Below are 21,110 nucleotides of genomic sequence, written 5' to 3'. Positions count from 1 at the left end.
TTTGAATTGATGGGAGGGCCCGGCCTGTCAGTTGATGGTAAGGGTATATACTTATAATTTTGTTTGTGTGGGAAATGAGCGACTTGCGAGTTGCTATTGTTAGAGGGAAATCTTATGACAGAGGTGATTTTGAAGAAACAGCGCCCGAAGCATCTGGCGCTGAACGAGATCAGGCTCCCGCTTGCCGGGAAGGTCTCGATTCTGCATCGGGTGAGCGGCGCTGGTCTGTTCCTCATGCTGCCGGTGCTGCTTGCGCTCTTCGGCGCCAGCGTGGGCTCTCCGGAATCCTATGCTGAATTCGCCAAGATTGTCGGGAATCCTTTTGTCAAACTCATCCTGAGTGGCCTGGTGTGGGCGTACCTGCACCACTTCTGTGCCGGCATCCGTTTCCTGCTGCTTGACTTGCACGTCGGCGTCGACAAGGAATCTTCGGTCAAGAGCGCCCGCATGGTGCTGATCGTCAGTCTCGTTCTCACTGCCCTTCTGGTGACCAAGCTATGGTAAAGCCCGTCATTGTTGGTGCCCACTACGGTTTCCGCGACTGGCTCGCCCAGCGCGTCACAGCTGTCGTGATGGCACTCTATACCGTCATTATTGCAATTTGCGTCCTGACCATGCCTGATGGCTCCTACGAGAGCTGGCGCGGTGTCTTCAGCGGCGGCTTCATGAAGTTCGCGACCTTCCTGTTCTTCATGTCGCTGTTCTTCCACGCCTGGATCGGCGTGCGTGACATCTTCATGGACTACATCAAGCCCACGGGTATCCGTCTTACCCTGCATTCGATCGTTGCCCTCGCGCTCATCGGCTACGCCGGTTGGGCTGCTCAGATTCTCTGGAGGCTGTAAGTGAAAGTCGCTAAGCATACTTTTGACGCGGTTATCGTCGGTGCCGGTGGCGCCGGCCTGCGGGCGGCGCTCCAGCTCTCCGAAGCCGGCCTCAAGACGGCCGTCCTGACCAAGGTCTTCCCGACCCGCTCCCACACTGTTGCCGCGCAGGGCGGTGTTGCCGCTTCCCTGGGCAACTCGACCGAAGACAACTGGCACTGGCACATGTACGACACCGTCAAGGGGTCGGACTGGCTGGGTGACCAGGACGCGATCGAGTTCATGGTCAAGAAGGCCAACGAAGTCGTCGTCGAACTCGAACACTACGGCATGCCGTTCGACCGTACCGACAACGGCAAGATCTACCAGCGTCCGTTCGGCGGGCACTCGCAGAATTACGGCCAGACCCCGGTGTCCCGCTCCTGTGCCGCGGCCGACCGTACCGGTCACGCGATGCTGCACGCGCTTTATCAGCGCAACGTGCGCGCCAACACCCAGTTCTTCGTCGAATGGATGGCGATGGACCTGATCCGCAACGCCGATGGCGATGTGCTGGGTGTGACCGCCATGGAAATGGAAACCGGTGAGGTTTCGATCTTCCACGCCAAGGCGACCATCTTCGCCACCGGCGGTGCCGGTCGTATCTACTACAGTTCCACCAATGCCTTCATCAACACCGGTGACGGTGTCGGTATGGCGGCTCGTGCCGGCATTCCGCTGGAAGACATGGAGTTCTGGCAGTTCCACCCGACGGGCGTGGCCGGCGCTGGTGTGCTGATCACCGAAGGGGTGCGTGGCGAAGGCGGCATCCTGCGTAACGCCGCCGGCGAGCGCTTCATGGAGCGCTATGCCCCGAACCTGAAGGATCTGGCCTCCCGTGACGTCGTGTCGCGTTCGATGGTCACCGAGATCAACGAAGGCCGTGGCTGTGGTTCCGAGAAGGATCACGTGCTCCTCGACATCACCCACCTGTCCCCCGAGACCATCATGAAGCGCCTGCCCGGCATTCGTGAAATCTCGATCCAGTTTGCTGGTGTCGATCCGATCAAGGCCCCGATCCCGGTCGTGCCGACCTGCCACTACCAGATGGGCGGTATTCCGACCAACTACAAGGGTCAGGTCATCGTTCCGAAGGATGGCAACCCGAACGTGCCGGTTTCCGGCTTCTACGCCGCCGGCGAATGTGCCTGCGCGTCGGTGCACGGTGCAAACCGTCTGGGCACCAACTCGCTGCTCGATCTGCTGGTGTTCGGCAAGTCCGCCGGCGAAACCGTGGTTGCCGACTTCAAGTCCGGCCAGCTCACGCTCAAGCCGCTGCCGGATGACGCTGCCGATGTCTCCCTGGCGCGTATCGCCCGCCTCGAAACCCAGACGAACGGCGTCGAAGTGAACGACGTGCGTCTGGACATGCAGCGCACCATGCAGAAGCACGCCGGCGTGTTCCGTTTCGCCGACATGCTGAAGGAAGGCGTCGAGAAGATCCTCGAAGTGGCCGAGCGCGCCAAGCACACCCAGATCAAGGACAAGTCCAAGGTCTGGAACACCGCCCGTACCGAAGCCCTCGAACTCGACAACCTGATCGAAGTCGCCAAGGCGACCATGATCTCCGCCGAGGCGCGCAAGGAATCCCGCGGCGCCCACGTGCGTGATGATGCACTCGATTGCGCCGAGACCCCCAACGGCCGTGACGACAAGAACTGGCTCAAGCACACGCTGTGGTACAGCGAGGGCAACCGCCTCGACTACAAGCCGGTCAATCTGCAGCCGATGTCCGCCGACGTCGAGCCGATCGCGCTGGCCAAGCGTACCTACTGAGCGTTCCGGAGATTAGAAGATGAGCAGCAAGCGAACCGTACAGTTCAAGATCTACCGCTACAATCCGGACAAGGACGACAAGCCCTACATGCAGGACATCTCTGTCGAACTCGAAGAGTCCGACAAGAAGCTCCTCGACGCGCTGGTCCGTCTGAAGGCCAAGGACGACACCCTGTCCTTCCGTCGCTCCTGCCGTGAAGGTGTGTGTGGCTCCGACGCCATGAACATCAACGGCAAGAACGGTCTGGCCTGTCTGACCAGCGTCGAAGAGCTGGCCCAGCCGATCACCATCCGCCCGCTGCCCGGCCTGCCGGTCATCCGCGACGTGATCGTCGACATGACCCAGTTCTTCAAGCAATACCACTCGATCAAGCCCTACCTGGTCAACAACGATCCGGCTCCGGAGCGCGAACGCCTCCAGAGCCCGGAAGACCGGGAAGAGCTCAATGGTCTCTACGAGTGCATCCTTTGCGCGTGCTGCTCCACGAGCTGCCCGTCGTTCTGGTGGAATCCGGACAAGTTTGTTGGTCCGGCCGGCCTGCTGGCGGCTTACCGCTTCCTCGCCGACACCCGCGACCAGGCGACCAGTGAGCGTCTCGACAACCTGGAAGATCCGTACCGCCTCTTCCGCTGTCACTCCATCATGAACTGCGTCGACGTCTGCCCGAAGGGTCTCAACCCGACCAAGGCGATCGGCAAGATCAAGGACATGATGGTCCGTCGCGCCGTATGACGCTCAATCGGGGGCGCGTGCGCTGGCAGTGCCGTCGGGCTCTTCTGGAGCTCGATCTGGTGTTCACGCGCTTCCTCGAAAGGCACTTCGATCGTCTCACAGACGATCAACTGGCGGATCTGGATGACCTGCTGCTCGTCGAAGACCATGACCTCTGGGCCATGGTCAACGGCAGCCAGCCTGTCACCAACGACCGCTGGAAGGAAATGATGGATCTGCTCCGGGCCGGCTGACGGGGCAGGGCATCGCTAGGGAGTTGTGGAGTTTCAACAGGGAAAAGGGACCAAAATATGACCACGCAACGTACTGCTACACTGACCGTAGATGGCAAGGCCGTAGAGTTTCCGATCATGTCGGGGACGCATGGCAATGATGTGATCGATATCCGCACCCTCGGCGGAAAGACCGGGTACTTCACGTACGACTCCGGTTTCCTGTCCACGGCCAGCTGCCAGTCCAAGGTCACCTACATTGACGGTGACAAGGGCGAACTGCTGTACCGCGGCTACCCGATCGAGCAACTGGCCGACAACTGCAACTTCCTCGAAGTCACCTACCTGTTGAAGAACGGCGAGCTGCCCAATGCCGCTCAGAAGTCCGACTTCGAGAACACCATCAAGAAGCACACGATGGTGCACGAGCAGCTGTCCAAGTTCTACTCCGGCTTCCGCCGTGACGCCCACCCGATGGCCGTCATGACCGGTGTGGTTGGCGCGCTGTCCGCGTTCTACCACGACGCCATGGACTTCTCCGACGTGGAGCACCGCAACGTCAGCTTCAACCGTCTGGTTGCCAAGCTGCCGACCATTGTTGCGATGGCCTACAAGTACAACACCGGCATGCCGTTCATGTACCCGGACAACGAGTTGGACTACACCGCCAACTTCATGCGCATGATGTTCGGCAACCCGTGCGAAAAGTACGTGCCGAACCCGGTGCTGGTCCGTGCGCTGGACGTGATCTTCACGCTGCACGCCGATCACGAGCAGAACGCCTCCACCTCCACGGTGCGTCTGGCCGGTTCGTCCGGTGCCAACCCGTTCGCCTGTATCGCTGCCGGCATCGCCTGCCTGTGGGGCCCGGCGCACGGTGGTGCGAACGAAGCCTGCCTGAACATGCTGGAAGAGATCGGTGACGTGTCCCGCGTCGGCGAGTACATCGCCCGCGCCAAGGACAAGAACGACAGCTTCAAGCTGATGGGCTTCGGTCACCGCGTCTACAAGAACTTCGACCCGCGCGCCAAGCTGATGCGCAAGGTCTGCCACGACGTGCTGGGCGAACTGGGCCTCGAGAACGACCGCCTGTTCAAGCTGGCGATGGAACTCGAAAAGATCGCTCTGGAAGACCAGTACTTCGTCGAGAAGAAGCTCTACCCGAACGTGGACTTCTACTCCGGCATCGTCCAGAAGGCGCTTGGCATCCCGACCGACATGTTCACCTGCATCTTCGCGCTGGCCCGTACCGTCGGCTGGATGACCCAGTGGGAAGAAATGATCACCGATCCGGAATACAAGATCGGTCGTCCGCGTCAGCTGTACATCGGCGCCGCCCGTCGCGACGTCGTGCCGCTGGCTCAACGCGGCTAAGCAATACGGAGGGGGAGGGGGAAACAGGGGAAACGAACGCGGGATGGTCGATCATTGGGCCATCCCGCTTCGTTTGTCCATAAGAACACAGAATCAGGGATTTCTCCCCACCGCATAAACACTCAGAAGACAAGACACAAGCCTGGTGGTCGCCCATGATGAAACAGCTTTTTGAGAGCTCCCAACTGTTCGGCAGCAATGCTCCGTTCATCGAGGAACTTTACGAGAACTATCTCGACAATCCGGATTCCGTCTCCGATGAATGGCGGACCTATTTCGACGCGCTGCAGAACACGCCGGGCAACGGCCGTGATGTAGCCCATTACCCGATCATCAACGCCTTTGCCGACATGGCGAAGCGCGGCCCGGTGCGCACCGTGGTGGCGAGCGGCGCCGACCAGAAGCAGGTCAGCGTCCTGCAACTGATCAACGCCCACCGTTTCCTGGGCACCCGCTGGGCGCAACTCGACCCGCTGAAGCGGACCGAGCGTCCCGAGATCCACGAACTCGAGCTGTCCCACTACGGCTTCACCGAGGCGGATCTCAACGAGACGTTCAACACCGGTTCGTTCCACGGCCTGCCGGGCGATCGCGCCACCCTGCGCGAGATCCTCGACGCCGTGCGTCAGACCTACTGCGGCTCCATCGGCGCCGAGTACATGTACATGACCGACATCGGTGAGAAGCGCTGGATCCAGGCGCGTCTCGAGCCGACCCGCGGCCGTCCGACCTTCGACAATCAGAAGCAGCGTCGCATCCTCGAGCGCCTCACCGCCGCCGAGACCATGGAGCGTTACCTGCACACCAAATACGTCGGTCAGAAGCGTTTCTCGCTGGAAGGTGGTGAGAGCACCATCGTCGCGATGGACGAACTGATCCGCGTCGCGGGTAGCAAGGGCGTCCAGGAAATCGTGATCGGCATGGCCCACCGTGGCCGCCTCAACGTGCTGGTGAACACCCTCGGCAAGTCCCCGAGCATGCTGTTCTCCGAGTTCGAAGGCAAGGCTGCTTCCGATCTGTCCGCGGGTGACGTGAAGTACCACATGGGCTTCTCCAGCGACGTGATGACCGCCGGTGGTCCGGTGCACCTCACGCTGGCGTTCAACCCGTCGCACCTGGAAATCGTCAATCCGGTGGTCGAGGGCTCGGTGTATGCCCGTCAGACCCGTCGTGGCGAGAACGGTAAGTCCGAAGTCGTGCCCGTCATCATCCACGGTGATGCGGCCGTTGCTGGTCAGGGCGTCAACCAGGAAATGCTCAACTTCGCGCAGACCCGCGGCTACGGCACGGGCGGCACGATCCACATCGTGGTGAACAACCAGATCGGTTTCACCACCTCGGATCCGCGCGATTACCGCTCCTCGCTGTACTGCACGGACATCTTCAAGATGGCCGAAGCGCCGATCTTCCACGTCAATGGCGACGATCCGGAAGCCGTCGCGTTCGTCATGGGCCTGGCTGTCGAGTACCGTCAGGAGTTCAAGAAGGACGTGGTTGTCGACATCGTCTGCTATCGCAAGCTCGGCCACAACGAAGCCGACGAGCCGATGGTGACCCAGCCGCTGATGTACAAGAAGATCGCCAAGCACCCCGGCACCCGCAAGCTGTACGCGGAAAAGCTGGTTGCCCAGGGCGTCTGCCAGGCCGACGAGCCGGAACAGTTCATCAAGGATTACCGCGCAGCCCTCGACAAGGGCGAGCTGCTGGCCAATCCGGTGCTGTCCGACTTCAAGCGCCAGTTCTCCCAGGACTGGGGCCCGTACGCCAACAAGAAGTACACCGACAAGTGCGACAGCAAGGTGCCGATGGCGGAACTCAAGCGGCTCTCCAAGGCCCTGACGACCACGCCGGAAGGCTTCGTGCTGCACCCCCGCGTCCAGAAGATCATCGACGATCGCAAGGCGATGGGCGAAGGCAAGTTGGCCCTCGACTGGGGCATGGGCGAAAACCTCGCCTACGCCAGCCTGGTGGTTCAGGGCTTCGGCATCCGCATCTCGGGTGAGGACGTCGGCCGTGGTACCTTCTTCCACCGTCACGCTGCGCTGCACGATCAGAACCGTGACCAGTGGCACGATGGCACCTACTACCCGCTGCAGAACATTCGCGACGGCCAGGCCCCGTTCTACTGCTACGACTCCGTGCTGTCCGAAGAAGCCGTGCTGGCCTTCGAATACGGCTACGCGTCGGCCGAGCCGAACCAGCTCGTGATCTGGGAAGCCCAGTTCGGCGACTTCGCCAACGGCGCCCAGGTGGTGATGGATCAGTTCATCAGCTCCGGTGAAGCCAAGTGGGGCCGTCAGTGCGGTCTCGTGATGATGCTGCCGCACGGCTACGAAGGTCAGGGCCCCGAGCACTCTTCCGCCCGTATCGAGCGCTACATGCAGCTGTGTGCCGAGATGAACATGGAAGTGTGCATCCCGTCCGGCCCGTCGCAGATCTTCCACCTGCTGCGTCGCCAGGCCCTGCGCAAGCTGCGCAAGCCGCTGGTGATCATCACGCCGAAGTCCCTGCTGCGTCACAAGGATGCCGTCTCCTCGCTGGAAGAGCTCTCCAAGGGCACCTTCCAGACCGTCATCGGCGAGATCGACGATCTCGATGCCAAGAAGGTCAAGCGCGTCCTGCTGTGCTCCGGCAAGATCTACTACGAACTGCTGGCTCACCGTCGTGCCCAGGGCATCGACGACATCGCCATCGTGCGCATGGAACAGCTCTATCCGTTCCCGGCCGAGGCCTTCGCGGCCGAGGTGAACAAGTACCCGAACGCCAAGGAAGTGGTGTGGGTGCAGGAAGAGCCGCGCAACCAGGGTGTCTGGTACTGGCTGGCCTCGCGCCACCACCTGGACAGCAACCTCGGTGAAGACCACAAGTTCCTGCTTGTGGCCCGTCCCGCGGCGGCTTCGCCGGCTGTCGGCTACTACGCCAAGCACAACGCGCAACAAAAGGCTGTCATCGAAAATGCATTCGGCGAAATCAAGGCCTGATGCAATCCATGCCGAACTGAACACAAGGGAGAAAACATGCTGATCGAAGTCAAAGTGCCGCAACTGTCCGAGTCCGTCTCCGAAGCCACGCTGGTTAGCTGGCACAAAAAGGAAGGCGACGCTGTTTCCCGCGACGAGAACCTGATCGACATCGAGACCGACAAGGTCGTGCTGGAAACCCCGGCACCGGCCGATGGCGTGCTCGTCAAGATCGTCAAGAACGGCGGCGACTCCGTGACCTCCGGTGAAGTCATCGCCACCATCGACACCGAAGCCAAGGCCGCTGCCGGCGCTCCGGCTGCCGCTGCCGCTCCGGCCGCTGCCCCGGCTGCTGCCGCTGCTGCGCCGGTTTCCGCCGCCAGCCCGTCCGCCCGCAAGATCCTCGACGAGAAGGGCATTGCTGCCGCCGACGTCGCCGGCTCCGGCCGTGGCGGTCGTGTGACCAAGGAAGATGCCGTTGCTGCCCAGGCCAAGCCTGCCGCCGCCGCTGCCGCCCCGGCGGTTGCCGTGGCCACCGGCGACCGTGCCGAGCAGCGCGTTCCGATGACCCGTCTGCGCGCCCGTATCGCCGAGCGCCTGATCCAGTCGAAGAACGAAAACGCCATCCTGACGACCTTCAACGAAGTCAACATGGCGCCGGTCATGGCCCTGCGCAAGCAGTACGCCGAGAAATTCGAGAAGGCTCACGGCGTGCGTCTGGGCTTCATGGGCTTCTTCGTCAAGGCCGCGGTTGCTGCCCTGAAGAAGTTCCCGATCCTGAACGCCTCGGTTGACGGCAACGACATCATCTACCACGGCTACATCGACATCGGTATCGCCGTCGGTTCGCCCCGTGGCCTGGTGGTGCCGATCCTGCGTGATGCCGACCAGATGTCCATCGCCGACATCGAGAAGAAGATCGCCGAATACGGCCAGAAGGCCAAGGACGGCAAGATCTCCATCGAAGAGCTCACCGGTGGCACCTTCTCCATCTCCAACGGTGGTGTGTTCGGTTCGATGATGTCCACCCCGATCATCAACCCGCCGCAGTCTGCGATCCTGGGCATCCACGCCACCAAGGACCGTGCCGTCGTCGAAAATGGTCAGGTCGTGGTCCGTCCGATCAACTACCTCGCCATGTCCTACGATCACCGGATCATCGACGGCCGCGAAGCCGTGCTGGGTCTCGTGACCATGAAGGAAGCGATGGAAGATCCGTCCCGTCTGCTGCTGGAAGTCTGATCTAACTGACCCGAGGCACGGCCGCGGCAGGATTCCTGTCGCTGCCGTGCCTTGTTTCAATCCGAACAAGGAAGAACACACATGGCGAAGCAATTCGATGTTCTGGTTATCGGCGGTGGCCCCGGCGGCTACGTGGCAGCGATCCGCGCCGCGCAACTCGGTTTCAACACGGCCTGCGCCGAATCCAATCCCTATGCCGACCCGAAGGGCGAACCGCGCCTGGGCGGCACCTGCCTCAACGTGGGCTGCATCCCGTCCAAGGCGCTGCTGCACACCTCGCACCTGTTTGAAGAAGCCGGTCACGCCTTCGAAGAGCAGGGCATCAGCGTTGGCACGCCGAAGATCGACGTGGCCAAGATGATCGGCCGCAAGTCCAAGATCGTCGAGCAGCTGACTGCCGGCATCAAGGGCCTGTTCAAGAAGAACAAGGTCACCTTCCTGGCTGGTCACGGTTCCTTCGTCGCCAAGACCGACGGCGGCTGGCAGGTCAAGGTCGGCGAGGAAGTCGTTGAGGCCAAGCAGGTCATCGTGGCGACCGGCTCCACCGCCCGTCACCTGCCGGGCATCCCGGTGGACAACAAGCTGGTGTGCGACAACATCGGCGCCCTCGACATCGATTCCGTGCCCAAGCGTCTCGGCCTGATCGGCTCCGGCGTGATCGGTCTGGAAATGGGCTCGGTCTGGAACCGTCTCGGCTCCGAAGTCACCATCCTCGAAGCCATGGATTCCTTCCTCGGCGCTGCCGACCAGGACGTGGCCAAGGAAGCCCTCAAGCTGTTCACCAAGCAGGGCCTCGACATCAAGCTGTCCGTCAAGGTCGGCAAGGTCACCGTCGGCAAGAAGTCGGTCACCGTCGAGTACGAAACCAAGGATGGCGCCCAGAAGGCCGAGTTCGACCGCCTGATCGTCTCCGTCGGTCGCGTGCCCAACACCGCCGGCCTCAACGCCGAAGCGGTCGGCCTCAAGATCGACGAGCGTGGCTTCATCGACGTGGACGGCCACAACCAGACCAACCTGCCTGGCGTCTGGGCGGTGGGCGACGTGGTGCGCGGCCCGATGCTGGCCCACAAGGCGATGGAAGAGGGCGTTGCCGTGGCCGAAACCATGGCCGGCCAGAAGGGCCACACCAACTTCGACACCATCCCCTGGGTCATCTACACCTCGCCGGAAATCGCCTGGGTCGGCAAGACCGAGCAACAGCTCAAGGCCGAAGGCGCCGCCTACAAGGTCGGCAAGATCCCGTTCATGGCCAACGGCCGTGCGCTGGGTGCCGGCACCCCGGCCGGTTTCGTGAAGATGATCGCCGATGCCAACACCGACCGTATCCTCGGCGTGCACATCATTGGTTCCAACGCGTCCGAGCTGATCGGCGAAGCCGTTGTGACCATGGAGTTCGCCGGCGCCTCGGAAGACCTCGCCCGCATCTGCCACGCCCACCCGACCCTGTCGGAAGTGGTGCACGAAGCAGCGCTGGCGGTGGACAAGCGTCCGCTGCACTTCTGATGAAGCGGCCGGCCTTCGGGTCGGCCAGTCTTCAGCCGGGGGCGGTCAGGCGGTAAAATGCCTGCCCGCCCCCGATCCCATTGGTTTTACCGAATCATCACCATGCCGCACCGAATCCTTAAAGTTGCCGAGAACGGCATGATCGAAGCCTACGAGTCGCTCCTCAAGGCGCGCGGCTTCAAGTCCGATCCCGCCCAGCGGGCGGCGGCCCAGCGTCTGCAGGGGCTGTATTCCGAACTCGTGGCCTTCAAGGCGGCGCGGCGCGGCACCATCCGCAAGCTGCTGTCCCGGCCCAAGCAGCCCCGCAGCGTGTATTTCTGGGGTGGCGTGGGGCGCGGCAAGAGCTTCCTGATGGACTGCTTCTTCGACTCGGTGCCCTATCAGCGCAAGCGCCGGGTGCACTTCCATGCCTTCATGCAGGAAGTCCAGAACGACCTCAAGAACCTCAACAACGAGCCCGATCCGCTGCAGAAGGTGGCCGACCGCATCGCCCGCCAGACGCGCCTCTTGTGCTTCGACGAGTTCCACGTGTCGGACATCGCCGACGCGATGATCCTCGGCCGGCTGCTCGACGCGCTGTTCGCCCGCGGCACCATCTTCGTGATGACCTCGAACTACCCGCCGGACGGCCTGTACCCCAACGGCCTGCAGCGGATCAACTTCCTGCCCACCATCGAGATGATCAAGCGCCGCTTCGACGTGGTCGAGGTGGATCACGGCACCGACTACCGCCTGCGCACCCTGGAGCAGATGGACGCCTTCCTGGTGCCGGCGGATGACGCCGCGGACAAGCATCTCGCCAAGGATTTCGAGCAGATCGCCGGCACCAAGGGCGAGCCCGGCGAGATCGAGGTGCTGGAGCGCAAGCTCAAGGTGGTGCGCCGCGCTGCTGGCGTGATCTGGTTCGATTTCGACACCCTGTGCGGCGGCAACCGCTCCCAGAACGACTACCTCGAGATCGCCCGCGAGCACCACACGCTGATCCTCTCCCGCGTGCCCAAGATGAGCGCGGCGATGGCCTCGGAGGCGCGCCGCTTCACGTGGCTGGTGGACGTGCTCTACGACCACCGGGTCAAGCTGCTGGTGAGCGCCGAATGCCAGGCCTACGACCTCTACGTGGAAGGCCGTCAGGCCAGCGAGTTCCACCGTACCGTAAGCCGCCTGATCGAGATGCGCTCCCGCGATTACCTCGCCGAAGCCCACCGGGTCGACTGACGCCCGATGCGCCGATCCGCCGTCTGCGTCCTCGTTGCGTGCGCCGTGCTGGCGCAGCCGGCAGCGGCTGACTACGGCCTCACGATCATTCCGCTGCGGCATCGCCCGGCGGAGCAGATCGTCCCCAGCCTGCGTCCGACGGTGGAGCAGGGCGGGGCGATCAGCAGCATGAACGACAAGATCCTGCTGCGGGTCTCGCCGGGCAACCTCGCCGAGCTCCGCGCGGCCATCACCGCCCTGGATACGCCGCTGCGCCGGCTGGTGGTGTCGGTGCGCCAGGGTGAGGTTCGCGAAGCGTCCGGCGGCGGCCTGGGCGTGGACGGCCGGCTGGCGCCCGGCAACAGCCGCGTCATCATCCGCGGTGGCGCCGGCAGCAGCGAGCAGCGCGACGACGTGAGCCAGCAGGTGCAGGTGGTCGAAGGGGGCAGGGCGCTGATCCAGGTCGGCCAGTCCCTGCCGCTGATGTTCCGCGAATGGCGCGCCGCGCCCGGCGGCGGGGTTCAGGTGGATTCGGTGCGCTACATGGATGTGGGCACCGGCTTTCTTGCCGCGCCGCAGGTGGTCGGCAACCAGGTGACGATCGAGATCAGCCCGTCGATGGAACGCATCGGCGAAGGTGGCGCGGTCGAATCGTCGCGCCTCGCCACCACCGTCAGCGGCGCCCTTGGCAGCTGGATTCCCCTCGGTGGCAGCGCCGTCACCGGCCAGACCACCCGCTACGGCACCGGCGGCTACGCCCAGGGTGCCCGCCGCGTCGATGGCCAGGTGTGGCTGCGCGTGGACGCCCTCGAATAGATTTCCCCGATGAACGTAGAACAAGCCTTTGCCGCCGACGGCCCCCTCGCCGCGGCGATCCCCGGTTTCTCCCCGCGCCCCCAGCAGCTGGAGATGGCCGCCCACATCGCCCACACCCTCAAGGAGAACGGCGTGCTGGTGGCCGAGGCCGGCACCGGCACCGGCAAGACCTACGCCTATCTGGTGCCCGCACTGCTCAACGGCGGCAAGGTCATCATCTCCACCGGCACCAAAACCCTCCAGGACCAGCTCTTCAACCGCGATCTGCCCACCATCCGCGCCGCCCTCAAGGTGCCGGTGGGCGTGGCGCTGCTCAAGGGCCGGGCCAACTACGTGTGCCACTACCACCTGGCCCGCAATCTGGTGGATGGCCGCTTCACCACTCCCGAGGACGCCGGGCACCTGCGCGCCATCGGCCGCTTCATGGAGATCACCCAGAGCGGCGACAAGGCCGAGTGCCCCGAGGTGCCCGAGGATGCCGCCGCCTGGATGTTCGCCACCTCGTCCCGGGACAACTGCCTGGGGCAGGAATGCCCCAACATCAAGGAATGCTTCGTCGCCGCCGCCCGCCGCGCCGCGATGGACGCCGACGTGGTGGTGGTCAATCACCACCTCTTCTTTGCCGACGTGATGCTCCGCGACGAAGGCATGGGCGAGCTGCTGCCCTCGTGCAACGCGGTGATCTTCGACGAAGCCCACCAGCTGCCCGAAACCGCCAGCCTGTTCTTCGGCGAGAGCGTGTCCACCGCCCAGCTGCTGGAGCTCGCCCGCGACACGCGCTCCGAGACGGTCGCCGCCGCCCGGGATTGCCTCGCCCTCATCGAAGCCACCCGCAAGCTCGAAAAAGCCGCGCGGGATCTGCGCCTGTCGGTGCAGGCCGAAAACGCCCGCTTCGGCTACGCCCAGCTCGCCGACAACAAGGAGTTCCACGAAGCCGTCGACGCGCTCGATGCCGAGCTCACCGATTTCTGCACGCTGGTGGAATCCCAGGCCGAGCGCTCCGAGGGCCTCGCCAACTGCCTGCGCCGTACCCAGGAGATCCAGCAGCGCCTGGCCCGCTGGCAGGTGCCGGAGGGCACCGACTGGGTGCGCTGGGTCGAGGTGTTCAGCCAGACCCTCGCCCTCAACGCCACGCCCCTGTCCATCGCCTCGATCTTCAAGCGCCAGATGGACGGCCACCCGCGGGCCTGGGTGTTCACGTCCGCCACCCTGGCGGTGGGGCGCGATTTTGGCCACTACTGCCGCGAGCTGGGCCTCAACTGGGTCGAGCCGCCCATCGAGACCGCGGTGTGGGGTTCGCCCTTCGACTACCCGGCCCAGGCGGTGCTGTACGCGCCCCAGAACATGCCCGAGCCCAACAGCCCGGATTACCCGGATGCGGTTGCCAAGGTGGCGATTCCCCTGATCCGCGCCGCCCAGGGCCGCACCTTCGTGCTGTGCACCTCGCTGCGCGCCATGCGGCGCATCCACGAGCTGATCGCCGATGCGCTGGAGCGGGACAAGCTCGACCTGCCTCTGCTGATCCAGGGCGAAGGCTCGCGCACCGAACTGCTGGAGCGCTTCCGCCGGCTCGGCAACGCCATCCTGGTGGCCAGCCAGAGCTTCTGGGAAGGTGTCGATGTGCCGGGCGATGCCCTGTCGGTGGTGGTCATCGACAAGCTGCCCTTCGCCCCGCCCGACGACCCGGTGCTCGCCGCGCGCATCGAGCACATGAACAAATCCGGCCGCAACCCCTTCATGGAATACCAGCTCCCGCGGGCGGTCATCAACGTCAAGCAGGGCGCCGGCCGGCTGATCCGCACCGAGCGCGACAAGGGCGTGCTCGCCATCTGCGACCCGCGCATGCTCACCAAGCCCTACGGCCGCCGGGTGTGGCAGAGCCTCCCGCCCATGACCCGCAGCAAGGTCGAATCCGAGGTGGTGGCCTTCCTCGAGGATCTGCCGCCGCCGGCCGCGCGGCAGGGTTGACCCACCCACGCGCTGTATTTGTTCGCGCGCAAGCAAAGCCGATTCGCGATCAAGGAAAATTTGCTTGGCCGCGAGTAAAACGGATTTGCGCGCAAGCCGCAGCCATTCGTGCGCAAGTGATTTTTGCTTGCGCGCAAACGGATTTCATTTGCTCACGAGCAAAAATCACTCGCGTGCAAGCGGCAACTGCTTGCGGTCGAATGTCCGCCGCTTGCGGGCAACGCTCCACGATTCGCGCGCAAGCGGCCACTGTTCGTGCACGAGTCTTTATTGCTTGCGGGGCTGGCCGGTCCATCCGGCGCGGCGCCGGCCCCCGCTGCTACAATCCCGCGCCTGACACCTTGCTCCGATGCCGTCCTTGACCGATCCGAACGCCAACGCGCTGTCGTCGCCCTCCGCCCTCATCGCCCGCCTGGCCGGTAACGCCGGGCACGACTGCGTCGACGCCGCCGAAGCCCTCAACGCCGGCTGCCAGTGCGTGTCGCTGGACCGTCAGGCGCTGGTGGCCGCGCTCGCCCGCGACCCGCGGGACGGGGCGCTGCAGGCGATGATCGCCGAGTCGCGCCCGCACCTGTTTGCCGAATCCATGGCCTTCGTGTCGGCCGCGCACGTGCAGCAGATGGCCGATCTGATTGCCGCCATCCACCGCGTGGTGCCCTTGCCCGGCTGGCAGGACGCGGTGCTGGCCCACGCGCCGGACTCCGCCCGCCACGCCACCCGCGCATCCGGCGTATTCCTCGGCTACGACTTCCATCTCTCGGATGCTGGCCCCCAGCTCATCGAGATCAACACCAACGCCGGCGGCGGGCTGCTCGCCGCCATCCTCGGCCGCGCCCAGCGCGCGTGCTGCGACGAGGTGGCCGAGGCCATGAGCGCCATGCAGGGCCACGCCTCGGGCGATCTGGAGCGGGTGTTCTTCGAGATGTTCCAGGCCGAATGGCGGGCGGAGCGGGGCGATGCGCCGCTCACCACGGTCGCCATCGTCGACGAGGCGCCCCAGGGCCAGTACCTGCTGCCCGAGTTCCTGCTCTTCCAGCGGCTGTTCGAGCGCCACGGCGTGGCCGCGTGGATCTGCGATCCGTCCGAGCTGGCGCACACCGCCGACGGGCTGATGCTGCATGGTCAACGGGTGGATCTGGTCTATAACCGCCTCACCGACTTCTCCTTCGACGCCCCCGCCAGCCGCGCGCTGCGGGAAGCCTGGCTGGTCGGCTCGGCGGTCATCACGCCGCACCCCCGCGCCCACGCCCTGTACGCCGACAAGCGCAACCTGGTGCTGCTCTCCAACCCCGACGCCCTGCGCCGGATGGGCGCGGCGGAAGCCGACATCGCGGTGATCACCGCCGGCGTGCCGCGCACCGAGGCCGTCACGGCCGGGCAGGCGGCGGATTTCTGGGCCCGTCGCCGCAGTCTGTTCTTCAAGCCGGCCAGCGGCTTTGGCAGCCGCGGCGCGTATCGGGGCGACAAGCTCACCCGTCGCGTCTTCGACGAAATCATCGCCGGCGACTACATCGCCCAGGCCCTCGTGCCGCCCTCCGAGCGGCGCCTGTCGGTGGGCGGCGAGGCCGTGGCGCTCAAGATGGACCTGCGCAACTACGTCTATCGGGGCGAGGTCCAACTGGTCACCGCACGGCTTTATCGCGGCCAGACCACCAATTTCCGCACCCCCGGCGGCGGCTTCGCCCCGGTGCTGGCGGTGCCCTGCGGCCACGAAGGAGCAGCATGAAGGTTTTCGGATTTGCCGGCTGGTCCGGCTCGGGCAAGACCACGCTGATCGAGCAGGTCATCCCCGAGATCACCCGCCGCGGCCTCAAGGTGTCGGTCATCAAGCACGCCCACCACGGCTTCGACATCGACAAGCCGGGCAAGGATTCGTGGCGCCACCGGGAGGCCGGTGCCAGCGAGATCCTGCTGATCTCCGACGAGCGCTGGGTGCTGATGCACGAACTGCGCGGCGAGCCCGAGCCTGATCTCGACGCCCAGCTGGCGCGTCTGTCGCCCTGCGATCTGGTGCTGGTCGAGGGTTTCAAGGCCGTGCAGATCCCCAAGCTCGAAGTCCATCGCCCGGCGGTGGGCAAGCCGCTGCAGTACCCCGACAACCCGGCCATAGTGGCGATCGCCACGGATGTGCCCCTCGACGCGCCGCTGCCGCGCCTAGACCTCAACGATCCGGCCGCCGTGGCCGATTTCATCCTCCAACACCAGGGCCTGATATGAGCAATCCCATGCGTCCCTTCGACGACGTGCGGGCGGCGCTGCTGGCTGCCGCCAAGCCCGTTTCCGCCATCGAACAGGTGCCCACCGCCGAAGCCCTCGGCCGTGTGCTGGCCGTCGATCAGGTGTCGTCCCTCAACGTGCCGCCCCTCGACAACTCGTCGATGGACGGCTACGCGGTGAACACCGCCGACGTGACCGCTCCCGGCGCGCGCCTCACCGTGGCCCAGCGCATCCCCGCCGGCAGCGTCGGCCACACCCTGGCCCGTGGTACCGCCGCGCGCATTTTCACCGGCGCCCCGGTGCCCCATGGCGCCGACGCCATCGTGATGCAGGAGCTGTGCACCGCCGACGGCAACAGCGTGACCATCGACCACGTACCCCGCGCGGGCGAGTGGGTCCGCCGCGCCGGCGAAGACATCGCGCTGGGTTCCACGGTGCTTTCCGCCGGCGTGCGCCTCACGCCCCAGATGCTGGGCCTTGCCGCGTCGGTGGGCTGCGCCACGCTGCCGGTGTTCCGGCGCCTCAAGGTGGCGCTGTTCTCCACCGGCGACGAGCTGGTGATGCCCGGCGAGCCGCTGCCGCCGGGCGCCATCTACAACTCCAACCGCTACGTGCTGCGCGGCCTCCTCGAAGCCCTCGGCTGCGAGGTGGAAGACCTGGGCATCGTGCCCGATACCCTGGATGCCACCCGCGCCGCCCTGCGGAGCGCCGCTGCGGCCAATGATCTGATCGTCACCAGCGGCGGCGTGTCCATGGGCGAAGAAGACCACGTGCGCCCGGCGGTGCAGGCCGAAGGCCGGCTCGACCTGTGGCTCGTCGCCATGAAGCCCGGCAAGCCGGTGGCCTTCGGTCAGGTGAACGATCCCGCCGGCGGCGAGGGCGCGGCCTTCATCGGCCTGCCTGGCAACCCCGTGTCGAGCTTCGTCACCTTCCTGCTGCTGGTGCGGCCCTTCGTGCTGCGTTCGATGGGCGTGGCCGACTGCCTGCCCCGGTCGATTCCGCTGCCGGCCGGCTTCAACTGGACCAAGCCGGACCGCCGCCGGGAGTTCCTGCGTGCGCGCATCGGTGTCGAAGGCAAGGTCGACCTCTTCCCCAACCAGGGCCCGGGCGTCCTCACCTCAACCGTGTGGGCCGATGGCCTCGTGGATAACCCGGCCGGCCAGCCGGTTGCCGCGGGCGATCTGGTCCGCTTCATTCCTTATTCCGAACTTCTTTCGTAAGCGCGTCATGAGCATCAAGGTTCTATATTTCGCCAGCCTCCGTGAAACCCTCGGCTACTCCCACGAGACGCTGACCCTGCCGGCCACCATCGCCACCCTGGGCGACCTGCGTGCCCACCTCGCCAAGCGCGGCGGCGCGTGGGAGGCGCTGGATGTGGGCCGCAACGTGCGGATGGCGATCAACCAGGAGATGGCCGGCGCCGACACCGCCGTGGCCGACCGGGACGAGATCGCCTTCTTCCCGCCCGTCACCGGCGGCTAATTCATCCATCCACCACCACCACCGAGGCCCACCATGAATTCCGTCAGCGTGCAGGAAGCCGACTTCGATGTCGGCGCAGAGATTGCCGCGCTCTCCGCCGGTCGTAACGACGTGGGCGCGGTGGCCAGCTTCGTCGGCCTCGTGCGGGCCGACAAGCTGGCGGGGGAGGGCAGCGAAGTGTCGGCCATGACCCTCGAGCACTACCCGGGCATGACCGAGAAATCACTGGAGGCCATCGTCTTGGATGCCGGCAGCCGCTGGCAGCTGCTCGGCACCCGGGTCATCCACCGCTTCGGCCGCCTCACGCCTGGCGAGCGCATCGTGTTCGTGGGCGTGGCCAGCAGCCACCGGGGCGACGCCTTCGCCGCCTGCGAGTTCATCATGGATTACCTGAAGACCCGCGCGCCCTTCTGGAAGAAGGAAGACACCCCGGAAGGCGGCCGCTGGGTGGATGCGCGGGAGGCTGACGATTCGGCCGCCGCCCGCTGGGAGGCGCCGGCCGGCTGAGCCCTCAGCCGCCCATCACCCACCCCGGCAAGCCCGTCGCCAGCCACGGCAGCGCCGAGATCGCCAGCGCACCCAGGAAGATCGCCGCCAGGGCTGGCAGCACCGACGCCGCCACTTCGCGGATCGGCTTGCCGAACATCGCCGACGCGAAAAAGATGTTCATCCCCGCCGGCGGGCACAGGAAGCCCATCTCCATCACCGCCAGGAAGATCACCCCGAAGTGCACCGGGTCGATGCCGTAGCTCACCGCCACCGGCAGGAGCAGCGGCACCAGCACCACGATGGCGGCGTAGATCTCCATCAGCGCACCGGCCGCAAACAAAAACACATTGAGCGCCACCAGGAAGGCGAAGCGGTTGGGCAGGGCGCCCTGGACCCATTCCACCGCCGCATCGGGAATGCCGGCATCCACCAGATAGTTGGTAAGGCCCAGCGCCATGCCGAGGATCAGCATCACGCCGCCGATCACCTGGGCGCAGTCGGCCAGGCAGCGGCGCAGCAGCGGCCCGTCGAGCTCCCGGTGGGCGATGGACTGGGTGAGGAGGGCGTAGGCGGCGGTGAGCGCCGCGCTTTCGGTGGGGGTGGCGAGGCCGCTGGCCAGCGAACCGATGGCCACCACCGGGGCGAGGATCTCCCAGCGGGCCGCCCAGGCCGCCTTGCGGGCGGCGGTGAAGTCGGCCTTCGGGCGCTCCACCTGGGCGATGCCGTCCCGGCGCAGGTAGCCGCCCACGGTGAGCAGGAAGAACACCATCACCAGCGCCGGCAGCACGCCGGCCAGGAACATGGTGTTGATGGGCACCCGGGCGATGATGGCGTACATGATGAGGGGCACCGACGGGGCCAGCAGCACGCCCAGGGCGCTAGCGCTGGTGACGAGGCTGATGCCGCGCTTCTCGGGCAGGCCGGCGTCCTTCAGCAGCGGCAGCAGCAGGCCGCCCAAGGCCAGGATGGTGACGCCGCTGCCGCCGGTGAAGGCGGTGAAGAACGAACACAACAGCGCCGCGGCAATCGACGAGCCGATGGCGCCGCCGCCAAAGCTGGCGGTAAACAACGCGCCCAACCGAACGGCGGCACCGCTGCGGGCAAAGATCAACCCGGCCAGGGTGAACAGCGGCAGCGCCGGCAGGGAGGGATTCACCGTGATCTGGTAGTGGGAGAGCGGCACCGACGCCAGCGGCTGGCCTTCGGACCAGAACAGCGCCAGGGCCAGCCCACCCAGCACCGCAAAGATCGGCGCCCCGGCCAGCAGGGCCAGCACCAGCCCGATGGCGAAGGGGGCGAGGGGCAACTCGGCCCCGTCGAAGTGCCGGGCAAAGGCGTAGCCGGCGGCGGTGAGGGCCACGCCCAGCACGATGCGCAGTGCCAGCCCGCTCGCGCAGCGGCTCCCCAGCTTGACCCCCAGCACCACGAAGCCCACGGGCATCAGGGCCTGGATCGTCCATACCGGCAGGCCGTAGGCCAGCAGCCGGCCGGCGTCCATCTCGCTGGCGACGAACTGCCAGCTCGCTTCGGCCAGCATCCCGCACAGCACCGCCGCGCTGCCCTTGGCGAAGAGGTTTGCGGCGTGCCGCACGGCCGGATTGCGGGCGCTGGCAAAGCTGTTGCCCAGGCTGGTGAGGTGGTTGCCCCGCTCGGCCAGCACCGCGCCGGCCATGGCGAGCACCAGCCCCAGGTGCTGGACGATCATCGGGGCGTTGGCGATGCCCATGTTGTGCAGCGGCCGCAGGGCGATCTCCACCAGCGGGATCAGGGTCATCAGCAGCAGCGCGGCGGAGGCGATGGCTTCGTCGAAGGGCAGTCGGCGCATGGGTGGGCTGTTCGGGCGGGGGGCGTGTTGAGGGTGGGTGAGGGGGCGGGATCGTGGGTTGATCCCGGACTTGAGCCCGCTCAAGTCAGACTTGAAATCGTTCAAGTCCGATTTGAGTGACTTCAAGTAGGACTTGAACCACTTCACCTTGTTGGTGCGTGACCGCAAGTCGGACTTAGGTGGGTTCAAGTCCGACTTGAACTTGTTCAAGTTTTACTTGGGACATCCCAGGTTTTTGTTGAACCGGTTCAAGTCCGACTTGAACGGTCGCAAGTTCGGGTTGAACCGATTCAAGTCGGACTTGAACCTGCTCAAGTTGTAGGTCGGACTGAACCGCCCCGGATTTGGTGGAGGCCCAATACTCTGAGAGGATTGAGCCATGACCAAATCGAACAAGTTTTCCCCTGAGGTGCGCGAGCGTGCGGTGCGCATGGTGCTGGAGCACCGCGGCGAGTA

General features: G+C 65.3%; 19 protein-coding genes. 17 read left to right on the top strand and 2 right to left on the bottom strand.

Annotated features, from left to right (window positions below):
* The first annotated feature begins 114 nt into the window (after positions 1-114).
* From sdhC to moaE, 17 genes are all read left to right on the top strand, one after another.
* A complete protein-coding gene (gene sdhC / locus GH681_RS11625) occupies positions 115-504 on the top strand; it encodes a succinate dehydrogenase, cytochrome b556 subunit (protein ID WP_153161645.1) in 390 nt (129 codons plus the stop codon).
* Positions 498-845, top strand: a complete 348-nt coding sequence (sdhD, locus tag GH681_RS23355; protein WP_194271218.1) for a succinate dehydrogenase, hydrophobic membrane anchor protein — start codon at positions 498-500, stop codon at positions 843-845. Before sdhC ends, sdhD begins: the two co-directional genes overlap by 7 nt.
* A complete protein-coding gene (gene sdhA / locus GH681_RS11620) occupies positions 846-2,639 on the top strand; it encodes a succinate dehydrogenase flavoprotein subunit (protein WP_194271217.1) in 1,794 nt (597 codons plus the stop codon).
* A gap of 19 nt (positions 2,640-2,658) precedes the next feature.
* Positions 2,659-3,372: a succinate dehydrogenase iron-sulfur subunit gene (locus GH681_RS11615; protein WP_153161644.1), complete on the top strand. Its 714-nt coding sequence runs from the start codon at positions 2,659-2,661 to the stop codon at positions 3,370-3,372.
* Complete coding sequence (locus tag GH681_RS11610; protein ID WP_153161643.1) at positions 3,369-3,605, top strand: succinate dehydrogenase assembly factor 2; 237 nt, start codon at positions 3,369-3,371, stop codon at positions 3,603-3,605. The genes GH681_RS11615 and GH681_RS11610 overlap by 4 nt, the downstream gene beginning before the upstream one ends.
* Positions 3,606-3,662: 57 nt before the next feature.
* Positions 3,663-4,958 (top strand): citrate synthase, encoded by a 1,296-nt coding sequence (gene gltA, locus GH681_RS11605; RefSeq protein ID WP_153161642.1) that lies wholly within the window; start codon positions 3,663-3,665, stop codon positions 4,956-4,958.
* 155 nt (positions 4,959-5,113) lie between these two features.
* Positions 5,114-7,939 (top strand): 2-oxoglutarate dehydrogenase E1 component, encoded by a 2,826-nt coding sequence (locus GH681_RS11600; protein WP_153161641.1) that lies wholly within the window; start codon positions 5,114-5,116, stop codon positions 7,937-7,939.
* A gap of 36 nt (positions 7,940-7,975) precedes the next feature.
* Positions 7,976-9,160 carry a 2-oxoglutarate dehydrogenase complex dihydrolipoyllysine-residue succinyltransferase gene (odhB, locus tag GH681_RS11595; protein WP_153161640.1) on the top strand — a complete coding sequence of 395 codons (1,185 nt, stop codon included), beginning with the start codon at positions 7,976-7,978 and terminating at the stop codon, positions 9,158-9,160.
* 81 nt (positions 9,161-9,241) lie between these two features.
* Entirely contained in the window at positions 9,242-10,663 is a 1,422-nt protein-coding gene (gene lpdA, locus GH681_RS11590; protein WP_153161639.1) for a dihydrolipoyl dehydrogenase, read from the top strand.
* A 102-nt stretch (positions 10,664-10,765) separates the two neighbouring features.
* Positions 10,766-11,878 carry a cell division protein ZapE gene (gene zapE / locus GH681_RS11585; protein WP_153161638.1) on the top strand — a complete coding sequence of 371 codons (1,113 nt, stop codon included), beginning with the start codon at positions 10,766-10,768 and terminating at the stop codon, positions 11,876-11,878.
* A gap of 6 nt (positions 11,879-11,884) precedes the next feature.
* Entirely contained in the window at positions 11,885-12,673 is a 789-nt protein-coding gene (locus GH681_RS11580; protein ID WP_153161637.1) for a hypothetical protein, read from the top strand.
* A 9-nt stretch (positions 12,674-12,682) separates the two neighbouring features.
* Positions 12,683-14,641 (top strand): ATP-dependent DNA helicase, encoded by a 1,959-nt coding sequence (locus GH681_RS11575; protein ID WP_153161636.1) that lies wholly within the window; start codon positions 12,683-12,685, stop codon positions 14,639-14,641.
* Positions 14,642-14,999: 358 nt separating this feature from the next.
* Complete coding sequence (locus GH681_RS11570; RefSeq protein ID WP_228111883.1) at positions 15,000-16,367, top strand: hypothetical protein; 1,368 nt, start codon at positions 15,000-15,002, stop codon at positions 16,365-16,367.
* On the top strand, positions 16,364-16,858 hold the full coding sequence (gene mobB / locus GH681_RS11565; RefSeq protein ID WP_153161635.1) for a molybdopterin-guanine dinucleotide biosynthesis protein B: 495 nt from the start codon (positions 16,364-16,366) through the stop codon (positions 16,856-16,858). The genes GH681_RS11570 and mobB overlap by 4 nt, the downstream gene beginning before the upstream one ends.
* Entirely contained in the window at positions 16,855-18,078 is a 1,224-nt protein-coding gene (glp, locus tag GH681_RS11560) for a gephyrin-like molybdotransferase Glp (RefSeq protein WP_153161634.1), read from the top strand. Before mobB ends, glp begins: the two co-directional genes overlap by 4 nt.
* A 7-nt stretch (positions 18,079-18,085) precedes the next feature.
* Positions 18,086-18,340, top strand: coding sequence for a molybdopterin converting factor subunit 1 (moaD, locus tag GH681_RS11555; protein WP_153161633.1), 255 nt, complete (start codon positions 18,086-18,088; stop codon positions 18,338-18,340).
* 33 nt (positions 18,341-18,373) lie between these two features.
* Positions 18,374-18,847: a molybdopterin synthase catalytic subunit MoaE gene (gene moaE, locus GH681_RS11550; RefSeq protein WP_153161632.1), complete on the top strand. Its 474-nt coding sequence runs from the start codon at positions 18,374-18,376 to the stop codon at positions 18,845-18,847.
* Between the two features lie 4 nt (positions 18,848-18,851).
* On the opposite strand, the gene GH681_RS11545 is transcribed toward moaE, so the two are convergent.
* Together GH681_RS11545 and GH681_RS23690 are read right to left on the bottom strand one after the other, a co-directional pair.
* Positions 18,852-20,654 (bottom strand): TRAP transporter large permease subunit, encoded by a 1,803-nt coding sequence (locus GH681_RS11545; protein ID WP_153161631.1) that lies wholly within the window; start codon positions 20,652-20,654, stop codon positions 18,852-18,854.
* A 175-nt stretch (positions 20,655-20,829) separates the two neighbouring features.
* Positions 20,830-21,110, bottom strand: a 281-nt coding sequence (locus GH681_RS23690) for a hypothetical protein (protein WP_228111882.1), incomplete at its 5' end; no start/stop codon positions are given.

The organism is Zoogloea sp. 1C4 (genome assembly GCF_009469605.1).
Lineage (GTDB): Bacteria > Pseudomonadota > Gammaproteobacteria > Burkholderiales > Rhodocyclaceae > Zoogloea > Zoogloea oryzae.
Note: the sequence above shows the minus strand (reverse complement) of the source record. Positions and strands in the feature narration are given on the sequence as shown.